The organism is Virgisporangium ochraceum (assembly GCF_016863655.1).
In the GTDB taxonomy this organism is placed as follows: Bacteria; Actinomycetota; Actinomycetes; order Mycobacteriales; family Micromonosporaceae; genus Virgisporangium; species Virgisporangium ochraceum.
Genome location: NZ_BOPH01000114.1, coordinates 1 through 22,429 on the forward strand (window position 1 = coordinate 1; position 22,429 = coordinate 22,429).

Annotated in this window: 27 protein-coding genes; 11 read left to right on the forward strand and 16 right to left on the reverse strand. The window is 73.8% G+C overall.

The window, feature by feature from the left end:
• Both Voc01_RS41540 and Voc01_RS41545 read right to left on the reverse strand, forming a co-directional pair.
• A partial coding sequence (locus tag Voc01_RS41540) for a YqeB family protein (RefSeq protein WP_203933219.1) occupies positions 1-674 on the reverse strand: 674 nt, incomplete at its 3' end.
• A 59-nt stretch (positions 675-733) separates the two neighbouring features.
• Positions 734-1,696: a helix-turn-helix transcriptional regulator gene (locus tag Voc01_RS41545; protein ID WP_203933220.1), complete on the reverse strand. Its 963-nt coding sequence runs from the start codon at positions 1,694-1,696 to the stop codon at positions 734-736.
• Between the two features lie 63 nt (positions 1,697-1,759).
• Here Voc01_RS41545 and Voc01_RS41550 point away from each other — a divergent pair, with 63 nt between their 5' ends.
• Complete coding sequence (locus Voc01_RS41550; protein ID WP_203933221.1) at positions 1,760-2,683, forward strand: ABC transporter ATP-binding protein; 924 nt, start codon at positions 1,760-1,762, stop codon at positions 2,681-2,683.
• Complete coding sequence (locus Voc01_RS41555; protein ID WP_203933222.1) at positions 2,680-3,414, forward strand: ABC transporter permease; 735 nt, start codon at positions 2,680-2,682, stop codon at positions 3,412-3,414. The genes Voc01_RS41550 and Voc01_RS41555 overlap by 4 nt, the downstream gene beginning before the upstream one ends.
• A 186-nt stretch (positions 3,415-3,600) precedes the next feature.
• On the opposite strand, the gene Voc01_RS41560 is transcribed toward Voc01_RS41555, so the two are convergent.
• Positions 3,601-3,957, reverse strand: a complete 357-nt coding sequence (locus Voc01_RS41560) for a YciI family protein (protein WP_203933223.1) — start codon at positions 3,955-3,957, stop codon at positions 3,601-3,603.
• An 18-nt stretch (positions 3,958-3,975) separates the two neighbouring features.
• Between Voc01_RS41560 and Voc01_RS41565 the strand changes: the two genes are divergently transcribed.
• Both Voc01_RS41565 and Voc01_RS41570 read left to right on the forward strand, forming a co-directional pair.
• Positions 3,976-4,551: a histidine phosphatase family protein gene (locus Voc01_RS41565; protein ID WP_203933224.1), complete on the forward strand. Its 576-nt coding sequence runs from the start codon at positions 3,976-3,978 to the stop codon at positions 4,549-4,551.
• Positions 4,552-4,594: 43 nt separating this feature from the next.
• Entirely contained in the window at positions 4,595-5,698 is a 1,104-nt protein-coding gene (locus tag Voc01_RS41570) for a M24 family metallopeptidase (RefSeq protein ID WP_203933225.1), read from the forward strand.
• Here Voc01_RS41570 and Voc01_RS41575 read toward each other — a convergent pair.
• Together Voc01_RS41575 and Voc01_RS41580 are read right to left on the reverse strand one after the other, a co-directional pair.
• On the reverse strand, positions 5,695-6,228 hold the full coding sequence (locus Voc01_RS41575; protein WP_203933226.1) for an AAA family ATPase: 534 nt from the start codon (positions 6,226-6,228) through the stop codon (positions 5,695-5,697). The genes Voc01_RS41570 and Voc01_RS41575 overlap by 4 nt on opposite strands.
• 10 nt (positions 6,229-6,238) lie before the next feature.
• Positions 6,239-6,763: a CGNR zinc finger domain-containing protein gene (locus tag Voc01_RS41580; protein ID WP_203933227.1), complete on the reverse strand. Its 525-nt coding sequence runs from the start codon at positions 6,761-6,763 to the stop codon at positions 6,239-6,241.
• Between the two features lie 63 nt (positions 6,764-6,826).
• On the opposite strand from Voc01_RS41580, the gene Voc01_RS53635 reads away from it, so the two are divergent.
• Genes Voc01_RS53635 through Voc01_RS41590 form a run of 3 tightly spaced genes read left to right on the forward strand, consistent with a single transcriptional unit; the run spans position 6,827 to position 9,330 of the window.
• Entirely contained in the window at positions 6,827-7,078 is a 252-nt protein-coding gene (locus Voc01_RS53635) for a hypothetical protein (protein WP_239160876.1), read from the forward strand.
• Entirely contained in the window at positions 7,078-8,085 is a 1,008-nt protein-coding gene (locus tag Voc01_RS41585; RefSeq protein ID WP_275423809.1) for an MFS transporter, read from the forward strand. The genes Voc01_RS53635 and Voc01_RS41585 overlap by 1 nt, the downstream gene beginning before the upstream one ends.
• A 12-nt stretch (positions 8,086-8,097) precedes the next feature.
• Positions 8,098-9,330 carry an RNA polymerase sigma factor gene (locus tag Voc01_RS41590; RefSeq protein ID WP_203933229.1) on the forward strand — a complete coding sequence of 411 codons (1,233 nt, stop codon included), beginning with the start codon at positions 8,098-8,100 and terminating at the stop codon, positions 9,328-9,330.
• Here Voc01_RS41590 and Voc01_RS41595 read toward each other — a convergent pair.
• Positions 9,319-9,678, reverse strand: coding sequence for a YciI family protein (locus tag Voc01_RS41595; protein WP_203933230.1), 360 nt, complete (start codon positions 9,676-9,678; stop codon positions 9,319-9,321). The two genes, Voc01_RS41590 and Voc01_RS41595, sit on opposite strands and share 12 nt — an antisense overlap.
• 95 nt (positions 9,679-9,773) lie before the next feature.
• Between Voc01_RS41595 and Voc01_RS41600 the strand changes: the two genes are divergently transcribed.
• Both Voc01_RS41600 and Voc01_RS41605 read left to right on the forward strand, forming a co-directional pair.
• Entirely contained in the window at positions 9,774-10,211 is a 438-nt protein-coding gene (locus Voc01_RS41600; protein ID WP_203933231.1) for an Lrp/AsnC family transcriptional regulator, read from the forward strand.
• Between the two features lie 64 nt (positions 10,212-10,275).
• The gene (locus tag Voc01_RS41605; RefSeq protein ID WP_203933232.1) at positions 10,276-10,482 is read left to right on the forward strand and encodes an SMI1/KNR4 family protein; all 207 of its coding nucleotides are present in this window, start codon (positions 10,276-10,278) and stop codon (positions 10,480-10,482) included.
• A gap of 258 nt (positions 10,483-10,740) precedes the next feature.
• Here Voc01_RS41605 and Voc01_RS41610 read toward each other — a convergent pair whose 3' ends face one another.
• Together Voc01_RS41610 and Voc01_RS41615 are read right to left on the reverse strand one after the other, a co-directional pair.
• Positions 10,741-11,697: an asparaginase gene (locus Voc01_RS41610; protein ID WP_203933233.1), complete on the reverse strand. Its 957-nt coding sequence runs from the start codon at positions 11,695-11,697 to the stop codon at positions 10,741-10,743.
• Positions 11,697-12,410: a Clp protease N-terminal domain-containing protein gene (locus Voc01_RS41615; RefSeq protein WP_203933234.1), complete on the reverse strand. Its 714-nt coding sequence runs from the start codon at positions 12,408-12,410 to the stop codon at positions 11,697-11,699. Before Voc01_RS41615 ends, Voc01_RS41610 begins: the two co-directional genes overlap by 1 nt.
• 75 nt (positions 12,411-12,485) lie before the next feature.
• Between Voc01_RS41615 and Voc01_RS41620 the strand changes: the two genes are divergently transcribed.
• Positions 12,486-13,397: a 5'-3' exonuclease gene (locus tag Voc01_RS41620; RefSeq protein ID WP_203933235.1), complete on the forward strand. Its 912-nt coding sequence runs from the start codon at positions 12,486-12,488 to the stop codon at positions 13,395-13,397.
• On the opposite strand, the gene Voc01_RS41625 is transcribed toward Voc01_RS41620, so the two are convergent.
• From Voc01_RS41625 to Voc01_RS41655, 7 genes are all read right to left on the reverse strand, one after another.
• Positions 13,394-13,732, reverse strand: coding sequence for an STAS domain-containing protein (locus Voc01_RS41625; protein WP_203933236.1), 339 nt, complete (start codon positions 13,730-13,732; stop codon positions 13,394-13,396). The two genes, Voc01_RS41620 and Voc01_RS41625, sit on opposite strands and share 4 nt — an antisense overlap.
• Before the next feature lie 88 nt (positions 13,733-13,820).
• The gene (locus Voc01_RS41630) at positions 13,821-14,693 is read right to left on the reverse strand and encodes a helix-turn-helix transcriptional regulator (RefSeq protein ID WP_203933237.1); all 873 of its coding nucleotides are present in this window, start codon (positions 14,691-14,693) and stop codon (positions 13,821-13,823) included.
• A gap of 87 nt (positions 14,694-14,780) precedes the next feature.
• Positions 14,781-15,755, reverse strand: a complete 975-nt coding sequence (locus tag Voc01_RS41635) for an AraC family transcriptional regulator (RefSeq protein ID WP_203933238.1) — start codon at positions 15,753-15,755, stop codon at positions 14,781-14,783.
• A gap of 133 nt (positions 15,756-15,888) precedes the next feature.
• Positions 15,889-16,830: a DUF3500 domain-containing protein gene (locus Voc01_RS41640; RefSeq protein WP_239160877.1), complete on the reverse strand. Its 942-nt coding sequence runs from the start codon at positions 16,828-16,830 to the stop codon at positions 15,889-15,891.
• A gap of 10 nt (positions 16,831-16,840) precedes the next feature.
• Positions 16,841-17,320 (reverse strand): DUF1203 domain-containing protein, encoded by a 480-nt coding sequence (locus tag Voc01_RS41645; RefSeq protein WP_203933239.1) that lies wholly within the window; start codon positions 17,318-17,320, stop codon positions 16,841-16,843.
• Positions 17,321-17,362: 42 nt separating this feature from the next.
• On the reverse strand, positions 17,363-18,127 hold the full coding sequence (locus tag Voc01_RS41650) for a hypothetical protein (protein WP_203933240.1): 765 nt from the start codon (positions 18,125-18,127) through the stop codon (positions 17,363-17,365).
• Positions 18,128-18,177: 50 nt separating this feature from the next.
• Positions 18,178-20,967, reverse strand: coding sequence for a DEAD/DEAH box helicase (locus tag Voc01_RS41655; protein WP_203933241.1), 2,790 nt, complete (start codon positions 20,965-20,967; stop codon positions 18,178-18,180).
• Between Voc01_RS41655 and Voc01_RS41660 the strand changes: the two genes are divergently transcribed.
• Positions 20,905-21,705, forward strand: coding sequence for an HAD family hydrolase (locus tag Voc01_RS41660; RefSeq protein ID WP_203933242.1), 801 nt, complete (start codon positions 20,905-20,907; stop codon positions 21,703-21,705). The two genes, Voc01_RS41655 and Voc01_RS41660, sit on opposite strands and share 63 nt — an antisense overlap.
• A gap of 121 nt (positions 21,706-21,826) precedes the next feature.
• Here Voc01_RS41660 and Voc01_RS41665 read toward each other — a convergent pair whose 3' ends face one another.
• Complete coding sequence (locus Voc01_RS41665; RefSeq protein WP_203933243.1) at positions 21,827-22,393, reverse strand: TetR/AcrR family transcriptional regulator; 567 nt, start codon at positions 22,391-22,393, stop codon at positions 21,827-21,829.
• Positions 22,394-22,429 lie beyond the last annotated feature (36 nt).

Sequence of the window (22,429 nt, forward strand, 5' to 3'; positions counted from 1 at the left end):
AGCGGTTCCGCCAGCCGCCAGTACTGGGCCTTCTTCTCGTCGCGGACCACCACGCCTACGCGGGCCAGTTCGCGGCGCAGCCGCTCGGCGTCCTCGGTCTTCGACTTCTCCAGCGCCGTGCCGCGGGCCGCGAGCAGTGCCTCGCCGCCCGGCGGCAGGCCCGGGACGCCGACCACCCACAGCTGGTACCGGTCGGCGAACGGGTCCCGGTCGAGCCACGGGTAGCCGTGGGCGCGCAGCGCCGCCGCCACCGCGTCGTGCCGCAGGTCGTGCTTCTCCCGGGCCGCCTCCCCACCGTGCCGGTCGACGATCACCAGTTGCTTCCCGTCGGCGAACGCGCCCCACACCCGGTCGCGGAGCACGATCGAGGTCCTGTCGCCGCGGGTCAGGGTCACCTGCTCGCGCGCGACTGTCACCGTCAGGCGCTCGTACGCCGCGACCAGGGCCAGCAGCAGCCCCGCCACGACGCCGACCCCGGCCGCGACGAGCGTGGCCGGACCCCGCGGAAACGAGGCCACCAGCCGGAACGGGCCCTTGCCGGGGAAGTCCGGCAGGTCGACGACCCACTGCGACAACCCCGGCAGGAACCAGCCCAGCACCCCGCCGATGAGCGGGAACACGATCCACAGCCCGTAGCGCACCCACGCGGGCTCGCGCACCACCGTCGCCTCCACGGGGTCAAGCTCACCAAAGCGGACGCGGCCGGACATCGCCGCGGCGCACGATCGCGCCTCTACCCCGGGGTGGAGCCGGCCGCGACCATGCGTGCGCCGATGTCGCGGAGGAAGTCGCGCAGCTCCGGCGGCGACACCACCTCGAAGTCGGCGCCGACCATCCCGAGGACCGCCGCCGGCCAGTCTAGCGTGTCGACCGACGCCCGGAACACCGCCGTCGCATCGTCGACCGCCTCCACCGACCCCATGTACCCGAGGACCCGCTCGACGTGCGCCGGGTCGGCGTGGAACCGCACCTCCAGCTGGTAGCGGCGGGGCGCCTGGGCCAGCCGCGACCGCACGAACCCGGCCGCGTCGCCGCCGGGCACCTCCCGCGGGCGGAACCGGGCACCGGTCGCCGCCGGCTCCCGCAGCCGGTCGACGCGGAAGGTGCGCCAGTCGCCGCGCTCGGTGTCCCAGGCGACCAGGTACCAGCGGCGTCCCACGGTCACCAGCGTGTGCGGCTCCACCAGCCGCTCCGCCGGCTCCGCGTCGCGGGCGGTGTACCCGAACCGCAGCCGCTCCCCGTCACGGCAGGCCTGCGCGATCACCGTCAGCGCCGCCGCGTCGACCCGGGGACCGCCACCGAACAACGCCGGCACCGTGTACGTGCGCAGCGCGTCCACCCGGCGCCGCAACCGCGGGGGCATCACCTGGACCACCTTGGCCAGGGCCCGCACGGACGTCTCCTCGATGCCGGACACGGCGCCGGTCGCCGCCGCGCGCAGCCCGACCGCGATGGCGACCGCCTCCTCGTCGTCGAGCAGCAGCGGCGGCAGCGCGGCACCGGCCTGCAGCTGGTAGCCGCCGGTGATGCCGCGGCTGGCCTGCACCGGGTAGCCGAGCTCGCGCAGCCGGTCGACGTCGCGGCGGACCGTCCGCGCGCTGACCTCGAGGCGGTCGGCCAGCTCCGTTCCCGGCCAGAACCGGTGGGTCTGCAGCAGCGACAGCAGGCGCAGCATCCGCGAGCTCGGGTTCGACATGTGACCCATGTTTCCATCGAATGCGGCCAGAAGCTGACCGCTAGTGTTCATAGCGTTGTCGACATGATTCAGACGCGGAACCTGACCAGGCACTTCGGCGACGTGCGGGCCGTGGAGGGCCTCGACCTCGACGTCGGCGCGGGCGAACTCGTCGCGCTGCTCGGCCCGAACGGCGCCGGCAAGTCCACGACCCTGCGGATGCTGACCACGCTCATCGCGCCGACCTCCGGCACCGCCCGCGTGGCCGGCCACGACGTGGTCACCGACCGGGCGGCGGTGCGGCGCAGCATCGGCTACATCGGACAGGGCAACGGCGCCGGCCACACCCAGCGCGGCCGCGACGAGCTGGTCACCCAGGGCCGGGCCTACGGCATGTCGCGCGCCGCCGCCCGGTCGCGCGCCGCCGAGCTCATCGAGTCGCTGGACCTGGGACCGGTGGCCGACCGGCGGGTCTCGACCCTGTCCGGCGGGCAGCGTCGCCGCCTCGACATCGCGATGGGCCTGATCCACGCGCCGCGCCTGCTGTTCCTCGACGAGCCGTCGACCGGCCTCGACCCGCAGAACCGCGCCAACCTGCAGGAGCACATCCGAGCCCTGCGGGAACGGCACGCCACCACGGTCGTCCTCACCACCCACTACCTCGACGAGGCCGACTCGATGGCCGAACGCGTCATCGTGGTCGACCACGGCCGGGTCATCGCCGATGCCCCGCCGGCGCGCCTGAAGGCCGCGCTCGGCGACCGGGTCACGCTCGGTTTCGCCTCGGCGCCGGAGGCCGCGTCGGCGGTCGCGCTCGTCGGTGGCGTCCTCGACGGGACCCGCGTGAGCGTGCCCGCCGAGGACGGGCCGGCCCTGGTGCCCGCGCTGCTGCGCGACCTCGACCTGGCCGGCGTGAAGGTGGCGTCGGCCGCCGTGTCCCAGCCCACCCTCGACGACGTGTTCCTGTCCCTGACCGGCCGCAGCCTGCGCGAAGGAGTGACCGCATGAAGCTCGTCACCGACACCGGGATCGTCTTCACCCGCGAGCTGCGCCCGCTGGTCCGCGATCCGTTCACGGTCATCTTCGGGCTGATCCAGCCCCTGATCTTCCTCGGCCTGTTCGCGCCGCTGCTGCGCGACCTCGCGCCGCTGGAGTGGTTCGTGCCCGGCGTGCTCGTCATGCTGGCCCTGTTCGGCACCTCGACCACCGGTGCCAACCTGATCCAGGAGATGCAGACCGGCTCGCACGAACGCCAGCTGGTCACCCCGCTGTCGCGGCCGTCGCTGCTGCTCGGCCGGGCGTTGAAGGAGATCGCACCCACCGTGGTGCAGGCGCTGGTGGTCGTCGCCGTGACCGTGCCGTTCGGGCTGCGCCCGTCGCCGGCGGGTGTACTCGCCGGCCTGCTGCTCCTGGCGGTGTTCAGCGTCGGGATGGGTGCGCTGTCCTACACGCTGGCCCTGGCCGTGAAGAACCAGGACTGGCTGTTCTGGGTGGTGCAGCAGACCCTGCTGTTCCCGATGCTGATCCTCGCCGGGATGCTCCTCCCGCTGGACAACGGGCCCGGCTGGCTCCGTACGGCGGCGCACGTCAACCCCCTGACGTACGTGGTCGACGCGGAACGCGCCCTGTTCGCCGGCGACCTCTGGAACCGCACGGTGGCGGAGGGCGTGGTCGCGGCCGCCCTGACCGCTGCGGTGGGCCTGTGGGTCGGCGTGCGGGCGATGCACCGGGCCGCGTGACGACCTCTCCCGTGGACGCCCGCCTGCGTGGACAGGACTTGTCCACGCAGGCGGGCGACGTCTGTGTCCCGTCTACGCCGGTTGCCCTGGCAGCGGGTCCCCTGCGCCACACCCGCATAGGCATCCTAGGAGGCTAGGTTGGTTGCCCCGTCCGCGTGGCTGGGCGGCAGGGTCAGGGCGGCAGGGTCAGCCCAGCGCCTCCGCGGTCGACGCCGGGAGGCGGACGCCCGGGAACACCGCGCCACCGGTCGGGACCATCCACGTCGCCACCTGGACGGCCAGCCGGCGGGCCCGCACCGCGGGGTCGTCGGCGTACAGGGCGCGGGCGCGTTCGGCGTCCACCGACAGGACGCAGATGCCGCGCAGCCGCTCGTCGTCCTGGTCGACCAGGGGGCCGGCGGCCAGCACCAGGCCCCGTTCGGCCAGCGCCGCCTGGTGCGCCAGGTGGGCATCCTGCAGGGCGGTCGCCTCCTCGTCGGAGACGGCGGGGGCGTCGGCGGGACGCACGAGAAAGACCAGGGACACGTGGTCGAACGTCGTCATCACAGCATGATGGACCCCATGGGAGAGATCGTGCTGATCCGCCACGGCGAGACCGAGTGGAGCGCCGCCCGCCGGCACACCTCGGTGACCGACCTGGACCTGACGGACGCCGGCGTACGGCAGGCGCAGGCGGTCGCCGCCACCGTACGGGGACGTACGTTCGCGGCGGTGGTGAGCAGCCCCCGGCGGCGGGCACTGCGGACGGCCGACCTCGCGGGCCTGGCGCCGACCGAGGTCACCGAGGACCTCGCCGAGTGGAACTACGGCAGGTACGAGGGCGTCACCACCGCCGACGTCCACGCCCACCACGACCCGGGCTGGGACCTGTGGACCGACGGCTGCCCCGGCGGCGAGTCCCCCACCGAGGTCGGCGCCCGGATCGACCGCCTCCTCGACCGCGTCGCTCCCCTGCTGGACACCGGCGACGTGGCGCTCGTCGCCCACGGCCACTCCCTGCGGGTCACCGGCGCCCGCTGGATCGGGCTGCCCCCGGCCGGCGGTGGCCTCCTCAAGCTCGACACGGCGACGGTCTCGGTGCTCGGCTTCGAACACGGACGCCGCGTGATCCACCGGTGGAACGCCGCCACCGGGTGACGCCAGGCGGCCCGGACCCCCGGGAGCGATCTAGGGTGACCGCATGGGTCTCTACTCCGTCGACCGCCTCGACGCCGCCCGGGCCGCCACCGCGGCCGCCGGGCTCGACGCGTTGCTCCTCAGCCCCGGCTCCGACCTGCGGTACCTCACCGGGTACGCGGCGAAGCCGACCGAGCGGCTCACCCTGCTCGTGCTGCCGGTCGACGGGCCGGCCACGCTGATCGTCCCCCGGCTCGAGCGTCCCGACGCCGAGGCCGCACCGGCGGGCGGCCTCGGCGTGACGATCACCGACCATCCCGACGGCGGCGACCCCTACCCGCTGGTCGCGGCGGCGCTCGACGGCGCGACGTCGGTCGGCCTTGCCAACCGGATGTGGGCCGAGCAGGTGCTGGCGCTGCGTGCGGCCCTGCCGGCCGTCGAGCAGCGCCTGGCCGGTGACGTGCTGCGCGAGCTGCGGCTCCGCAAGTCGCCCGAGGAGGTGGAGGCGTTGCGGCGGGCCGGTGCGGCGATCGACGCCGTGCACGCGCGGATGGGCGAATGGCTGCGACCCGGCCGCACCGAGGCGGAGGTGGCCGCCGACATCGCGACCGCGATGCGCGCCGCCGGTCACCGGACCGTCGACTTCACGATCGTGGCCAGCGGACCCAACGGCGCCAGCCCGCACCACCACACGTCCGACCGGGTGATCGGGGAGGGCGAGCCGGTGGTGGTCGACATCGGCGGGACCATGGACGACGGCTACTGCTCCGACTGCACCCGCACCTACGTCGCCGGGGGGAAGCCGCCGGCCGACTTCGCCGCGTACTACGCGGCCCTGCACGAGGCCCAGCTGGCCGGACTGGCCGCCGTGCGGCCCGGGGTCACCGCGGAAGCGGTCGACGCCGCGTGCCGCGACCTGCTGACGGAGGCCGGCTACGGGCCGGAGTTCCTGCACCGCACCGGTCACGGCATCGGCCTCGACGGCCACGAGGACCCGTACCTGGTCACCGGCAACGACCGGCCGCTCGAGGCGGGCATGGCGTTCTCCATCGAGCCCGGCGTGTACCGGGCCGGCCGGCACGGCGCCCGCATCGAGGACATCGTCGTGTGCACCGAAACCGGCGCCGACCGGATGAACACCCTGCCGACGGAGCTGGTCGTCCTCTAGGAGAGCCGGGCCTGCACGAGGTCGGCCAGCTCCGAGGGCGTGTGCCGGCCGCCGTCCAGGACGAGTGTGTCGGCCGTCAGGTCGGCGCGGGCGGCCACGCACCGGTCGACGTTGCGCAGGCGGAACTCCCTCGTGTCGTCGGCCTGCGGCGCGCCGTCGATCACGTCCTGCTCGACGATGCGGCGGCGGACCTCCTCGGCGGGCACGTCGAGGAACACGTGCAGGAGGGGGACGCCGGCCGCGCGCAACGCCGTGAAGATCTCGTCCCGGTACCGGGCGTTGACCAGCGTCATGGGCACGATCAGCGGCCGCTGGTACTCCTCCCAGAGGCCGAGGGCGAACTGGGCGACCATCCGCCGCCACAGCGGCAGGTCCTGGAAGTCGTGGCTCTCGGGCGCCGGGACCCACTTGGTGAGCAGGTAGCCGACGTACTCGGGGTCGTAGTCGAGCGCGTCGGGCAGCCGCGTCTTGAGCTCGGTGGCCAGGGTGGTCTTGCCGGCTCCGAACGCCCCGTTGATCCAGATCAGCATCCGCCGGAGCCTAGCCCGCCGGCGACCGCCGCCGGTACGCCGCCACCTTGGTGCGGTTGCCGCAGATGCCCATCGCGCACCAGGTGGCGGTGCGGCTGCGGGACCCGTCGTAGAACGCCCAGCGGCAGCCGTCGTGGCGGCAGATCTTCAGGCGGTGCCAGGTGCCGTCGGCCTGGGCGTCGACAACGTGGGCGAGCAGGGTGGCCACCGCGGCGCCGGCGCCGTGCGGCCGCAGCACCAGGTGGTCGTGCGGGTCGAGCGCGACCTGTAGCGGGGCGGCGTCGGCGATCGCGGCGAGACGGCCGGGGTGCGGGGTGCCGTCGCCGCACAGGGCCCGCAGCTCGCGGCGCAGGCCGCGCAGGAGGGCGAGGTCGGGTTCGCCGGGCAGGCGCGCCGCGGCCAGCCAGGTTGCCGCCGCGCCCGGGTCGGCCAGCTCGTCGGTCCCCCGCTCCACGTGCAGCGTGTTGAGGAAGCGCTGGACGAGGGCGAGGTCGCCGGGCGCGGTGGCCGGAACGGTACGGGTCACGCTCTCCATTTGACACCACCGTCGGCCGATGGGAGGTTACGTAACCAGCATCGAGCGAACGGCGGTTACGGGATGAGTATCTGGCGCAACCGGGACTTCGTCCGCCTGTGGACCGGGCAGTCGGTGTCGATGCTCGGCTCGCAGATGACCGGCTTCGCGGTCCCGGTGCTGGCGATCACCGTGCTCGGCGCCGACGCCGGCCAGCTCAGCCTGCTGCGCACGCTGGAGTTCCTGCCGTTCGTGCTGCTGACCCTGCCGGTCGGCCTCTGGGTCGACCGCAACGCGCCCCGGCCGGCGATGGTCGCGGCCAACGCGGCGCCCTGATCGCCGCGCTCGCCGTCGCGGGCCTGGCCGATCTGCTGCACCTGGGCTGGCTGGCCGCCGCGCTGCTCGCCATCGGCGCCTGCACCGTGGTCTTCGACGTCGCGTACCTGTCGTACCTGCCGGCGGTCGTCCCGCGGAACCTGCTCGTCGACGGCAACAGCGCGCTGTCGGTGAGCGCCTCTGCGGCCGACGTCGGCGGCCCCGGCATCGCCGGCGGCCTCGTCCAGGTGCTCGGGGCGCCCGTCGTGCTGCTGGTCGACGCCGCGTCGTTCGCGGCGTCGGTGGTCACGCTCACGCGCATCGGGACCGCGGACAGCGCGCCCTCCGACGCGGGCCCGCCGGTGGGGCCGCGCCGGCAGGTCCGCGACGGCGTCGCGGCGGTGCTCCGCGACCCCTACCTGCGCACGATCAGCCTCGAGGCGTTCACCTACAACCTGTTCGCGCAGTTCGGGGAGACGCTCATCGCGCTCTACGCGCTGTCGCGGCTGGGCCTTGGCGCCGGGACGCTCGGGCTGTGCGTGAGCCTCGGCAGCGTCGGCGCCCTGGCCGGCGCCGTCGTGGCGCCCCGGGTGGTGCGGCGGTTCGGCTTCGGCCCGACGTTCGTCGCCGGCACGACGCTCGGCTGCGTCGCGCCGGTGCTGGTGCCGCTGGCCGGCGGGCCGGTGTCGATCGCGGTCTCCTACCTGGTGACCGGGTTCGGCGTCACGATCTCGGTGATCGGCTCGGTGACCCTGCGGCAGTCCGTGACACCGGCGCACCTGCTCGGACGGGTGAACGCCGTGATGCGGCTGGCCAGCTACACGGCGATCCCGGTGGGCTCGCTCGCCGCCGGGCTGGTGGCCACCGCGGTGGGGCTGCGGGCCGCGCTGTTCGTCGGCGCGGCCGGGCTGCTCCTGCCGGTGCTGGTCCTGCTGTTCTCCCCGGTGCCACGGCTGCGCGACCCCGCTGTCCTGGACCCCGATGTCCCCGGCCCCGGTGTCCTGGACGCCGCGCCCGGTCGCGACTAGCGTCGCACGGCGATGACCAGCACCGACGTCACCGCGCTCGTCGAGCGGCTGTGGCGGGCCGAGGCGGCGAGCATGCTCGGCGCACTCAGCCGGCGCCTGGGCGACTTCGACCTCGCCGAGGAGGCGCTGGCCGAGGCGGTCACGGCCGCGCTGAAGCTGTGGCCCGACGAGGGCGTGCCGGCGCAGCCGACCGGCTGGCTGGTCACCACCGGCTGGCGCAAGGCGATCGACCGGCTGCGCCGCGAGGCCGTCGGCCGGGAGAAGCTGGCCCGCGTCGGCTCCGAGCCGCCACCGGCGCCCGGCGTCGACGACCGCCTCGCGATGATCTTCGCCTGCTGCCACCCGGACCTGTCCGAGGCGTCCCGCGTGGCCCTGACCCTGTACGCGGCCAGCGGCCTGTCGACCGCCGAGATCGCCGCCGCGTTCCTGGTGCCGGTGCCGACGATGGCCCAGCGGCTGAGCCGGGCCAGGAAGCAGCTGCGCGACCGCGGCATCCGCGTCGAGCTGCCCGACGACCCGTCGGCCCGCCTGCCCGCCGTGCTCGCCGTCATCTACCTCGTGTTCAACGAGGGGTACCTGTCCAGCGGCCGGTCGGCCCACCGGCGCGAGCTCGCCCGCGAAGGGCTCGACCTCGCCCGTCAGCTCGCCCGGATGCTGCCCCGCGAGCCGGAGGTCGCCGGGCTGACCGCGCTGCTGGAACTGCACGAGGCCCGCGCCGCCACCCGGTTCGACTCGTGGGGCCGGCTCGTCCTGCTCGAACACCAGGACCGGCGCCGGTGGGACACGGCGTTGATGGAACGGGCCGCGGTGCGCCTGCGGGACGCCGTGCGTCAGGGCCGCACCGGGCCGTACCAGGTGCAGGCGGGCATCGCGGCCATGCACGCGTTCGCCGTCTCCTACGAGAAGACCCCGTGGGCCGAGGTCCGGGCGATGTACGACCGGCTGGCCGCGCTGGACGGGTCCCCCGTGGTCCTGCTGAACCGGGCGGTGGCCACGCGCTTCGCGATCAGCCCGGCCACGGCGCTGGCCGAGGTCGACGACCTGCGCGACCGCCTCGACGGCTACCACCTGTGGCACGCCGCGCGGGCCGACCTGCTCGCGGCGCTCGGCCGCCGCGACGAGGCCCGCGCCGCGGCGGAGCGGGCGCTGGAACTGGCGACGAACCCGGCCGAACGGGAGCTGCTGTCCCGCCGGATCGCTGATCCGGGACGGCCGGGTCCGCCGCCCGCGGACCTACTCGCGTGACATCAGCGGGCGAACCTCGATCGCGGTCATCCCCGCGCCGCGCGGCCACGTCGAGCCGATCTCGACGGCCTCCTCGATCGTGTCGGCCTCGATGATCACGATGCCGCCGACGACCTCCTTCAGCTCCATGTACGGACCGTCGGTGACGACCGAACCGCCGTCGGCGCCGGTGCGGATCGTGCGGGCGGTCGTCCGCGGCTGCAGCTCGGCGCCGCCGTCGGCGATCTTGCCGGTCGGCTGCCACTTCTCGTACCAGCCGTAGATCTGCTGCATGAGGTCCTGCTCCTCGTCCGGGGGCAGGGTGCTCCACTCGGAGTCGTCACCGATGATCAGCATTGCGAACTTCATGGCTGTTCTCCCTTCGGGGTTCTCGCCCGGGTAACGAACGGCGCCCGGCCGCCCTCGACACGGTCCCCGAAAAATCTTGCCGATAGGGTGACCGCGTGGAGGACACCGATCGCGCGATCGTCCGGGCGTTGACCGACGACGGCCGTTTGTCGTACACCGACCTGGCCGAACGGGTCGGCCTGTCGGTGTCGGCCGTGCACCAGCGGGTGCGGCGCCTGGAGCAGCGCGGCGTGATCAAGGGCTACACCGCCCGCATCGACTACGAGGCCCTCGGCCTGCCCCTGACCGCGTTCGTCGCGGTGCGCCCGATGGACCCGTCCCAACCCGACGACGCCCCCGACCGGCTGGCCGGGCTGCCCCAGATCGAGTCGTGCTACTCGGTGGCCGGGGAGGACTTCTACCTCCTCATGGTGCGGGTCGAGAGCCCCGCGGGTCTCGAGCGGCTGCTCCAGGAGATCCGCAAGGCGGCCAACGTGTCCACCCGCACGACGGTCGTCCTGTCGACCCCGTTCGAGGGCCGGTCACCGGGCTGAGGCCTGGGACGCCTGCGCCGCCCCACCCGGCGGCGACATCACGCTGTCGGACACGCCGTACCTGGTGACGGAGTGGGGCCTGCCGTCGCCGGTGGTGCTCCTCAGCGGCGACGGCCATTACTGGATCGCCCTGGACTACCGGACCTGCGGGCCGGCCGGCGAGCCCCCGGTCGTCTGGCTCGACGTCGAAGCGGGCCAGGACCTGCCGATCGCGCCCGACTTCCACACGTTCGTCGAACGCCTGACCGCCTCGGACGCGTTCGCGGACTAGATGATCTATTCCGAGGGCTCGGACGTCCGTCCGCCTGTTTCGTGATGAATGTCGGGAGCTCCGCCATACCGATACGTCGATGATCGTGAGCGGGTGGGAGGCTATGAACATCAACAAGCGTTTGTGATGTTCGTAGCCTCCCACCCATCGGCATCGGTTGATGGCCGATGGTCCCGTGCGGGTCGCGGAACAGCCATCAAACAGGCAAAACGCCCAGCCATCCCGTGCCAGGCCTTGGAATCAAGCATCTAGCGGACCTCAGAGCGACCCGAACCAGCGCCGCACGCCGGCGAGGCTGCCCGATCCCAGCGCCACCATGAGCGCCAGCCGTGCCTTGCGGGCCGACAGGCCGCGGGCGCCGATCGCACCGACCGCGTCCAGCAGGGCGTGCCACTCCGCCGGGGTGGCGCCGGCGCGGCACCGGGAGGCGATCACGACGGGGATCCCCCAGTCGGTGAGGTCGCTGATCGCCGCGAGCAGGGACGTGGGGATGTTGCTGTTGCCGGTCCCCTCGATGACGACGCCCGCGGCGCCCGCGTCGACGACGGCCGTGAGCACCGTGGCCTCCACGCCGGGATACGTCGCGACCAGCGCGACGTCCGGGGCGGGCTCACCGGCGGCGCGGGGTGGACGCGGGGGCGGCGGGCCGAGCGGCTCGACCCGCCCGCCGACGACCCGGCCGAGCGGGGCGAACGGCGCCGACGAGAACCCGGCGACGGCCGCCGCGTCGACCTGGGCCGCCCAGCGGGCCGCGTGCAGGTCACCGTCGACGCACACGACCGGGCCGGCCATGCGCAGCGCCGGGTCGCGGGCGGCGACCAGCGCGGCGGCGAGGTTGTGCGGTCCGTCGGCGCCGGGGTCGTCGGGGCGGCGCACCGCGCCGGTGAACACGATCCCGGCCCGGGCGGCCGCCGGACCGGCGAGCAGGTCGGTGAGGAAGGCCGTCTCCTCCACCGTGTCCAGGCCGTGGGTCACCACCACGCCGTCGTAGCCCTCGTCGAGGACGGCCGAGACCACGCGCCGGGCCAGCATGAGCATCGTCGACGACGTCAGGTCGAAGGCCGGCTCGGTGAGCAGGTCGACGGCGTCGACGTCGGTGCCGGCCGGTCCGGGCGGCAGCAGCTCGGCCGCCGTCAGCAGCTCGGCCGCCGTCAGCAGGCCGTGCCGCCCGTAGGCGATCACGTCGCCGGTCGCGAGCAGGAGGACCCGCGGCATCAGATCTTCAGGTTCGCGATCGCGGCCAGCTGCTCGGCGACGAACTCCTCGGCGGGCTCCTTGCGGATGCCGAGGCCGCTGAGCAGGCCCTCGCCGTCCTCCTGCTCCAGCAGTGCGAGCAGGATGTGCTCGGTCCCGATGTAGTTGTGCCCCAGGCGCAGCGCCTCGCGGAACGTCAGCTCGAGGGTCTTGCGTGCGGCGGGGTCGAACGGCACGTGCCCGGGCTTGGGCGCGGTCGGTTCCGGCAGCGCGCGGGCCACGGCCGTGGCGACCGCCTCGATCGCCACGCCCTGCGCCACGATCGCCTTCGCGGCAAGGCCTTCCGGGACGCTCAACAGCCCCAGGACGAGGTGACCGGGCTGGATGGTCGCCGCGCCCGCCGACCCGGCCTCGTTCTGGGCCTCCACGACGACCTTGCGGGCCCGGTCGGTGAACCGGGCGAAGTCCATCGCGCCGGGCTCGTCGGACCGGGGCACGAACCGCTTCTGCGCGGCCTGCTTGGACACGCCCATGCTGCGGCCGATGTCGGTCCACGACGCGCCCGAGCGGCGGGCCTGGTCGACGAAGTGTCCGATGAGGTGGTCGGCGAGCTCGCCGATGTGGTCGGCGACGAGGACGGCGTCGGTGAGCTGTTCGAGCGCGTCGGTGTGCACCTGCTTGATGGTGTCGATCAGGTCGTCGAGCCGGACCGGGGGTTTGATCGGAAGCGTCATACCGTCAACCCTAGGTTGACGGCTTTGGATCGTCAACCCTGGGTTGACGGCAGTCGGCCATGGCAGGCTGTACCGGTGACGAAGCCGCCGCTGCTCCTGGTCGACGCCGCCAGCCTCTACTTCCGGGCCTACTTCGGGATCCCCGAGAAGGCCGCCCTGGCCCCCGACGGGTCGCCGGTCAACGCGGTGCGCGGGTTCATGGACTTCGTCGCCACCCTGGTCCGCACCCGCCGGCCGGACCGGCTCGTGTGCTGCATGGACGCCGACTGGCGGCCGGCGTGGCGGGTGAAACTGCTGCCGGAGTACAAGGCGCAGCGGCTCACCGGTGCCGGTGGCGAACTGGTCCCCGACAACCTGGTGCCCCAGGTGCCCATCATCGAAGAGGTCCTCGAGGCGCTCGGGATCTGCGCCGTGGGCGTCAAGGGCTACGAGGCCGACGACGTCATCGGCGCGCTGGCCGCCCGCGAGCCCGGCCCGGTCGAGGTCGCCACCGGGGACCGCGACCTGTTCCAGGTCATCGACGACGCCCGCGGCGTCACCGTCCTCTACTGCGGACGCGGCGTTGCCAAGCTCGAGGTCCTCGACGACGCCGCCCTGCAGGCCAGGTACGGCGTGCCCGCGGCCGGCTACGCCGACTTCGCCGCGCTGCGCGGCGACCCCAGCGACGGCCTGCCCGGCGTCGCCGGCGTCGGCGAGAAGACCGCCGCCCGCCTGATCACCCGCCACGGCGACCTCGACGGCCTGCTGACCGCGCTCGACGACCCGGAGTCGGGGTTCGCGCCCGGTCTCAAGGGCAAGCTCGTGGCCGGCCGGGAGTACCTGGTCAAGGCCCGGCAGGTGGTGCGCGTCGCGGTCGACGCGCCGGTGCCGCAGGTGGACTGCACCATGCCGCGCGAACCCGTCGACGCCGACCGGCTGTTCGCGCTCGCCGAGAAGTGGGGCCTGGCCAGCCCGGCCAAGCGCCTGGTCGACGCCCTCAGCGGCTAGGCGGTCCGCGGGTCGGGACCGAGCAGCGCGGACAGGCCCGCGAGCCGCAGCACCATCAGCGGAACCGTGCTCGCGTTCACCACCCGGACGTGCGCCTCGTGATCGGCGGCCTCCACCCGGTACCGCTCCAGGATCCGCGCGATCGACGTGTCGAAGAAGCCGACCCCGCCGAGGTCGATGTCCACCCGCCGCACCGAGCCGGGCGCGCGCGTCCACAGCGTCTGCCGGACGTGTTCGTGCGCCGAGTAGTCCAGGTCGCCGTCGATGACGAAGCGCTCGCCGCCGTCGCCGGCGGGCTCCCACCGCGCGGCGGCGCCACGCCGAGGTGTCGACACACCGCACAGCATCGGCGTACGCGGGTGGATCAACTAGTGCGCTGAGCGCACATGGCTGTCTCCATTGCGCACTCCTGCGCGAAGCGCGTCAGGCGCCGCGCAGGGTCGTGCTCGGCAGGACCCCGTAGGTCGCGCGGTAGACCGCGGTGAACCGGCTGTGGTTGGTGAAGCCCCACTGCGCGGCGACCGCGGCCATCGTCGTGTGCCGGGGGTCGGCGGCGACCAGCGCGCGGTGCGCGTGGTCGAGCCGGACGCGGCGCAGGTGCGCCATCGGGGTCGTCTCGAGGTGCCGGCGGAACGCCAGCTGCACCGCGCGGACGCTCACGTGCGCCGCCTCGGCGATGTCGACCACGGTGATCCCGCTCGCGGCGTGGTCGTCGATGTACGCGACCGCGCGCCGCAGCGTGACGCTCGACGCGTCCCGGCGATCCTCGATCGTCGGGTCGGTGAGCGCGGTGTTCGGGAACGTCGCGAGCGCCACCGACGCGAGGAGCTGGGCCGCGCTGTCCACGACCAGCGGCATCCCCGCCTCGGGGTTGCCGATGAGCTCGGCCACGTACCGGTGGGTGGTCCACCAGTGCTCACCGGCGGCGGGCGTCCGCGGGTCGAGGCTGGTGAACCGGATCGGTTCCGGTCGCCGGGCCGGCGCCGGGGCGGCGACCCGGGCCAGCAGGCCGGGGTCGAGGACACAGTTCGACACCGCGCCGGTCCACGTCGCGGTGTACGACAGGTCGGGATCGGACGTGAGGAACACGTCGCCCGGGCCGTACCGCCGGTCGAAGCGGCCGCAGCGCCGCTCGACCCGCGCCGTCGACGAGCGGGTGACCACGAGCCGGTGCAGCGGGTCGGCGTCGAGGTGGAAGTGGTCGAGCACGTCGACGGTCTCGATGGCGAACGCGCCGGCGTCGGTGCGCCGGTGGCGGAAGACGTGCGGACTGTCGTCGGTCGGGCGGATCTTCATCGACGTGCCGTAGCAGCTGACCAGGAAGTCGTCGATGGCGTCCGTGCCGGTGAGGTCGAGCGTCGTGGTGTGCAGGGCGGCCCCCTCTCAGATCCCCAGCGTCTCGCCGGGTGACCGGCCGAAGATCCGCCGGTACTCGACGGCGAACCGGCCCGGTGCCGCGAAGCCCCACCGGCGGGCGATCTCCGCCACCGTGTCACCGCCGGTACGGTTGCCGTTCTGCAGGTCGCGGTGCGCCCGCTCCATCCGGACCCGGCGCAGGTACCCGGTCGGCGACGTGCCGCGGTGCCGGGCGAACGCGGCCTGCAGGCCGCGGGCCTTGACGCCGCTGGCCGCGGCGATCTCCTCGATCGTCACCGGCCGGCCGGCGTTCGCGTCGATGTACGCGACCGCCCGCCGCACCGCCGCCGGGGCGACCGCGCCGGTACCGGTGTAGTCGACGCGCATCGTGGAGTTGGGGAACACCGCCAGCACCGCCGCGGCGGCGGCCTCCAGCACGCCGGCCAGGATCAGCGGGTGCTCCACGGCCGGCTGGGGACCCTCGAAGCTGCGGGCCACGAGCGCGGCCGTCGCGTGCCAGTGCCGGTTCATCGCCGGCGACACCGGCTCCATCCCGTCGAGCCGGAACTCCCCCGCCTCGACCCCCAGCCGGCCCGCCAGCCGGGTCACCACCTCCGCGGGCAGCTGCGTGATGGCGCTCTTCATGTGGTCGACGGAGATCCCGAGCGGAACACCGAGCGGGTACAGCAAGGAGTCGCCCGGCCCGGCCCGGCCGTGCTCGCCGCGCGCCGTGAGCTCGAAGCGCCCGTCGATCATGCCGATCAGCAGGATCGCGTCGAACGGGTCGGCCCTGATCGACACCGACGCCCCGTACGTCATCCGGTCGACGGTCACCCCGGCGGCCCAGGCCGCCCGCGAGCGGAACACCAGCTCGCGGGAGCCGCCGGACATGCGCGGCCGGTGGTTGACGTACCGCTGGGAGATCAGGTCCTCGACCGCGCCCAGGTCGCGCAGATCGGTGCGGTCACGCTGGACCGGCACCCGGGCGGACGCAGGGTCCACGCCAGCCTCCCTCGCACTCCGCGCGGCCGGTGTACGCCTGGCGCGAAGGCTGTGCGCCGAACGCACACCGGAACCGTTCGAGTGTCGCCCTTCGCACCCGGCGTGTAACCACACGCACGGGTGACACTCGCGGTCAGGCGTGGGAGGTGGCCCGGTGCTCCGCGAGGATGTCGTCGCCGAAGTCGGCGCCGGGGCGGCGCAGCACGGTGTGGGCGTGGTTGCCGCCGTCGTCCTGGTTGTCGTACTCGATCAGCAGGTCCGGCGACTGCACCCGGTAGTAGTGCCGCCCGCCCGGCTCGGTAGAACCCTCCCAGGCGAAGTGCAGGCGGCCCAGGTCGATCCGCGCGGTCTCGGCCGCGGCCAGGTCGGCCGGCAGCCGGCCCAGGTAGACGTGCAGCAGCCGCCACATCAGCTCGCGTGCCCGCGGGGGCAGGTCGGACGCGGCGACGCCGGCGGCGCGCAGGTCGGGGTCGAGGTCGGCCCGCCGGCCGCTGCGGATGTCCGGCGGCGGCTCGTCGGCGACGATCGCGGCCGACCGGTGCTTCGGCTCCAGCTCGGCCAGCAGCGCCCGCGCCACGTCCTCCTCCGGTGCCAGCGGACGCAGCACCATCGCGCCCGCGTGCCCCATACGGGCCGGGTTCGCGCCGAGGAACACCGGCGTCGGCGCGACCCGGTCACCCTCGAGGGTCATCGACACCGACAGGTGGTGGCCCTCGAACCGCCACCCCCACATGTCGCCCTCGTCGGGGCCGCCGAACAGCACGACGGAGTAGTCGTCGCTGCGACGGCCGCGGCGCCAGTTCTCGGCCCGGTCGAGGACCTCCTCCAGCGCCATCACGGCCATCGCCTGCGCGTAGGCGGCCGGGCTGAGCGCGGTGGCGAGCAGCCGGTGCGCCAGCTTGCGGCCGTCGGTGCCGAGCTCGCACAGGGAGGCGCCCGGACGCGACATCGGCACGTACTCGATCCACCGGCGCTGCCCGTCGGCGAACGGAAGGCGCACCTTCTGCCGCACCTCGTCGGAGACCGCGGTGAGCAGTGCCGATGCCGCCGTACGCATCGTCGATGCCGTTGCCATGCCTTTCACATTACGGTGATCCGACGGGTCGCGCCTCGAACATCAGGCAGCCGGCGGACGCGCTGCGCACGTGCGCGAACGCCACCGACGGCTGGGCCAGCACGGCGCGGACCGCCGCCTCGTGGTCCTCGCCCGGCCCGACGAACGTGATGTGGTCGTAGGCCCGGACCCCGTGGTGGTCGAACGGGTTGATCATCCGCCGTCCGTCGAGGAACGCCGGCGGGTACCGCCCGGTCGTCGCGTAGCCGGCGCACGCGTCGGCGTGGACGAACACCGGACCGGCCTCCATCCACGGCGACGGCGCCGTCCACGGCGAGTACGTGATCAACGCGATCCGCTCGCCGGCGCCGGACCCGCGCAGGCAGCACCGCAGCGGCTCCCGGCCCTCGGCGTCGAACGGGGTCCACGGGTTGCCGAACTCGTCCCCGCCCGCCGAACGCATCGCCGCGAGCCGGTCCGGGTCGATCGGAAGAAACCGCACGTCACTCATGCGATCGAGCCTGCCCCGTCCGGGCCGCGCCGTCTGGCGGCATTAGGACGTCGCGTTCCCGTCGGCCGGCACGAGCGGCGGTGGCGGTGCCGACCGGAACCCGATGCCGTGGTACCGGGCGGCGATCCGGTACTCGGCCACCGCCAGCAGCGTCACCACGACCGCGCCACCCACCGACGTCACCAGCGCCAGCGTGTCCGGGACCCCGGTGTCCTCCCAGTTGCCGTACAGGCGGTCGACCACCACGGCCGTCCAGGCGAACAGCGGCATCACCAGCGGACGCAGGAGCGGGCTGCCGTCGATGGCCCGGTACCCGTGCACCCACGCGTAGTACGGGATCGTGAACGCGGCGAGGGCCAGCTGGATGCCGACATAGAACATCACCAGTGCCACGAGCGGGTTCTGCCTGCTGGCGTTGTCCGGCGTGAAGCCCGCCTTGGTGACCAGGTAGGCGCCGCCCAGCAGCACCCCGAGCAGCAGCATCGAGGTCACCGGGCCGTGCCACATGCGGCTCCAGGTCTCCCGCCGGTCGCGCGAGACCAGCACCATGACGGCGACCAGCAGCAGGTACAGCGGAACGACAGCCGCCCCGCAGAACGTGAACATGACGATCATGCGCACGAACGCGTCGACCGGCCCGAGGGACCCGTAGACCGCCCACAGCACGAGCCCGGTCACCAGGCTCACCCCCGCCCGCAGCCGGTTCATCCCGGCGACGGCCGGCTCCTCCGGCCCGTGCACGTACCGCGGCCGGAAGATCCCCCTGGCCAGCAGGAACCCGGGAAACGCGAGATACACCCACTCCACGGCCGGGCATGCTAGCCGGCCCGTACCGGAAGGCGATTTTCCGGGACCGGCTACGCCATCGCGCTGTACGCCAGCACCCCGCGCCGGACCGCGTCCATCGCCGACCGGGCGGTTTTGCGCAGCTCCGCGTCGCCGGCCTCGGACAGCTGGCCGAGCAGGTCGAGCACCTGCCGCGCCCACCGCACGAAGTCGCCGGCCGGCATGTCACCGTCGAGGCCGTGCGCGCTCGCCAGCACCTTGGCCAGCGACTCGCCGCGCGCCCACCGGTACATCGGCCAGACGAAGCCGAGGTCGGGTTCGCGGGTCAGGGTCAGGCCGCGGTCGCCCTCGTCGGCGCTGAGCCGCGCCCAGATCGCCCGCGTCGCGTCGATCGCGTCGCCGACCGGTCCGCGCGGCGCCGAGGCCCGCTCCTCGGACTCGCGGCGGCTCTCGTACAGGACGACGGAGACGGCCGCGGCCAGATCCGCCGGCCCGAGCCCCTTCCAGATCCCCGACCGGAGACACTCGGCGACCAGCAGGTCGGCCTCGGTCCAGATCCGCGACAGCATCCGGCCGGCGTCGGTGACCTGCCCGTCGGCGCCGAGATAGCCGCGGTCGGCGAGCAGGCCGCAGACCTTGTCGAACGTGCGGGCCAGCGACCCCGTTCGCGCCGCCACCTTGGCGCGCAGCCCCTCGGTCTCGCGGTGCAGCCGCCAGCGGCGCTCGGCCCAGCGCGCGTGCTCCTCGCGGTCGGGGCACGCGTGGCACGGGTGCGCCCGCAGCGCCGCCCGGTACTCGACCAGCTGCGGGTCGTCGGCCGCTCCCCCGCGTCCCGCCGCGCCCCTGCCACGCTGACGCCGCGCACCCTTCGACGGGTCGAAACCGCGACCCGAACCGCGCCGGTCGGTCAGACCCGAGCCGTTCGCGGCGTTGCGCAGCGACGCCGCGAGGTCGCGGCGTTCCTGCGGCGACCGCGGGTTGAAGTGCTTCGGGACCCGCACGCGCGCCAACGGTTCCACCGGCGCGGCGAAGTCGGTGGCGGCGACGCGGCCGGCCCAGCGGTCCTCGGTGAGGACCATCGGGCGCGGTTCGCCGAACCCGCCGGTGCCCGGGTCGAGCACCACCGCGAGCCCGGCGCGGCGGCCCGACGGCACCCGGATCACGTCGCCGACCCGCAGCCGCTCCAGCGAGCCGACCGCCGCGGCCCGCTGCTGCGCCGCGCCGTCGCGGGCGAGCGTGCGCTCCCGCTCGGTGATCGCGATGCGCACGTTGAAGTACCCGTCGAAGTCGCCGAGGTGGCAGGCCATCGACCGCGCGTACTGGTCCATCGCCTCGGTGTGCTTCTGCACCTGTCGCGCGATGCCGACCACCGACCGGTCGGCCTGGAACTGTGCGAACGAGCTCTCCAGCAGCTCGCGGGCGGCGGACGCGCCGACGCTGCCGACGAGGTTGACCGCCATGTTGTACGACGGCCGGAAGCTCGACTTCAGCGGGTACGTGCGCGTCGACGCGAGCCCGGCGACGTGCTGCGGGTCGACCTCCGGCGCCCACACCACCACCGCGTGCCCCTCGACGTCGATGCCGCGGCGGCCGGCCCGGCCGGTGAGCTGCGTGTACTCCCCCGGCGTCAGGTCGGCGTGCTGCTCGCCGTTGAACTTCACCAGCCGTTCCAGCACCACGCAGCGCGCCGGCATGTTGATGCCCAGCGCCAGGGTCTCGGTCGCGAACACCGCCTTGACCAGCCCGCGGACGAACAGCTCCTCGACGACCTCCTTGAACACCGGCAGCATGCCGGCGTGGTGGGCGGCGAGGCCGCGCTCGAGCCCGTCGAGCCACTCCCAGTAGCCGAGCACGTTGAGGTCCTCGGCCGGGATGTCGCGGATGCGCTCCTCGACGATCGCGCGGATCTCGGCGCGTTCGTCGGGCGCGTTGAGCCGCAGGCCCGCGGCCAGGCACTGCTGCACGGCCGCCGCGCAGCCGGCGCGGCTGAAGATGAACAGGATCGCCGGCAGCAGCCCTTCCCGGTCGAGCCGCTCGACGATCTCGTACCGCAGCGGCGTCGCCTTGCGGCGCGACCGGTAGCCGCGCCGGTCGTCGACCCAGTCGAGGCGGCGGAGTTGCTCGCGGGTGTACCGCAGCAGCTCCGGGTGGACCTCGTGGTGCTCGGCCGCCTCCTGGTCGTGGAACAGGTCGAACATCCGCTTGCCGACGAGCATGTGCTGCCACAGCGGCACGGGCCGGTGCTCGGTGACCACCACCTCGGTCTCGCCGCGCACGGTGACCAGCCAGTCAGCGAACTCCTCGGCGTTGGAGACGGTGGCGGACAGGGACACCAGCGTGACCGACTCGGGCAGGTGGATGATCACCTCCTCCCACACCGCGCCGCGGAACCGGTCGGCGAGGTAGTGAACCTCGTCCATGACCACGTAGCTCAGGCCGGTCAGGGCCGGTGAGCCCGCGTACAGCATGTTGCGCAGGACCTCGGTGGTCATGACCACCACGGGCGCGTCGCCGTTGATCGCGTTGTCGCCGGTGAGCAGGCCCACCTTGTCGACGCCGTGGGTCTGCACGAGGTCGTTGTACTTCTGGTTCGACAACGCCTTGATCGGCGTGGTGTAGAAGCACTTCCGCCCCTGCCGCAGGGCCAGGAACACCGCGAACTCACCGACGACGGTCTTTCCCGCGCCGGTGGGCGCGCAGACGAGGACGCCCGAGCCCTTCTCCAGGGACTTGCAGGCGTCGACCTGGAACGGGTCGGGCTCGAACGGGAGGTCGGCCGTGAACTCGGTGAAGGCCGGATGCTCTTTGGCTTCGAGGGCCCTGGCACGGGAGTCGGCGTACCGCTGGGCCGGGGAGGTCATGCCCCAAGGCTAGGTCAGGCCCGTGACGAACGCCTGCGGGTATCCTCGCCCCCTGTGAAGGCCGTCCTCTTCGACTTCCACGGAACGCTCGCCCAGGTCGAGGAGCCGACCGACTGGGTGCTCAACGCCGCGGCGGCACTCGGCGCCGACCTCACGCCGTCGGCCGCGCGACGCCTGGCCGACGAGCTGATCCTGGCGGGACGCGCCGGCGGTCCCCTGCCGAGCGTCGTACCCCCGTCGGTGCGGACCGCCTGGGACCGCCGAGACCTGACCATGGACGACCACCGCACCGCCTACACGGCCCTGGCCGCCGGCGTCGACTCCGGCATCGACGGCCTGCCCACGGCCCTCTACGACCGCCTCCTCACCCCCGACGGCTGGCGCGCCTACGCCGACGCAGTGCCGGTGCTGCGCCGGCTCCACGGGGCGGGCGTGCGGGTGGCGGTGGTGAGCAACATCGGCTTCGACGTCCGTCCGGTCGCCGAGGGCCTCGGCCTGGCTCCCTTCGTCGACGCGTACGCCCTGTCGTACGAGGTCGGCCACTGCAAGCCGGCGCCGGAGATCTTCCGGGCGGCCTGCGCGGACCTGGGCGTCGACCCCCGCGACACGGTGATGGTCGGCGACACCCCGGCCGACGCGGGAGCCGTCTCGGCCGGCTGCCGGTGCCTCATCCTCCCGGTCAGCCCTGCCGGCGCCGAACACGGCCTCGCGGCCGTCCTCCCCCTCCTCGACGCATAACCGTCTGCCCCACGTGGAAGCCGTCCGTCCGGCGGAGCACCGTGGCGGCGCCGCGCACACCGCGTTTGGCATCCTAGGAGGCTAGGCTGGTTGCTCCGATGCCGGCACCCGGCGGCGGCGGTCAGCGCAGGTAGCGCTCGATCGCGTGCCGGATCTGCTCCGGCGTCATCGGGTCGGTCGACAGGGCGCTGTGCAGCACCAGCCCCTCGATCAGCGCGTCGAGCTCGCGGGCCGTCGTCGGGTCGAAGTGGCGTTCCAGGGCGCGGCGGCTGCGGGCCATCCACGCCTGCGTCACCGCCTTCAGCGCCGGGTTGCGGGCCGCCGCCACGTACAGCTCCACGCTCAGCACGAGATCGGCACCGGAGCCGGCGCCGAGCAGGTCGTCGGCGACCAGCGTCACCACGGCCTCGATGGCCTCGGCACGGTTTCCCGCGGCGTCCATCCGCTCGTCGAAGACCCGGGCGGCCCGTTCGGCGTGCCGGGTGAACGCCTCGGTGAGCACCTCGTCGAGCGACGCGAAGTGGTACGTCATCGAGCCCAGCGGCACGTCCGCGACCCGGGCGATCTCCCGGTGGGTCGTGCCGGCCACCCCCCGCTCGGCGATGACCGCCAGCGCGGCGTCGACCAGACGGTCCCGCCGTCCGGGGTCGTACCGGCGCGGACGGCGCCCGGTCACCTCAGCACTCATGCGTACGAGCGTACGTATGAGTGGCACCGGCCCGCC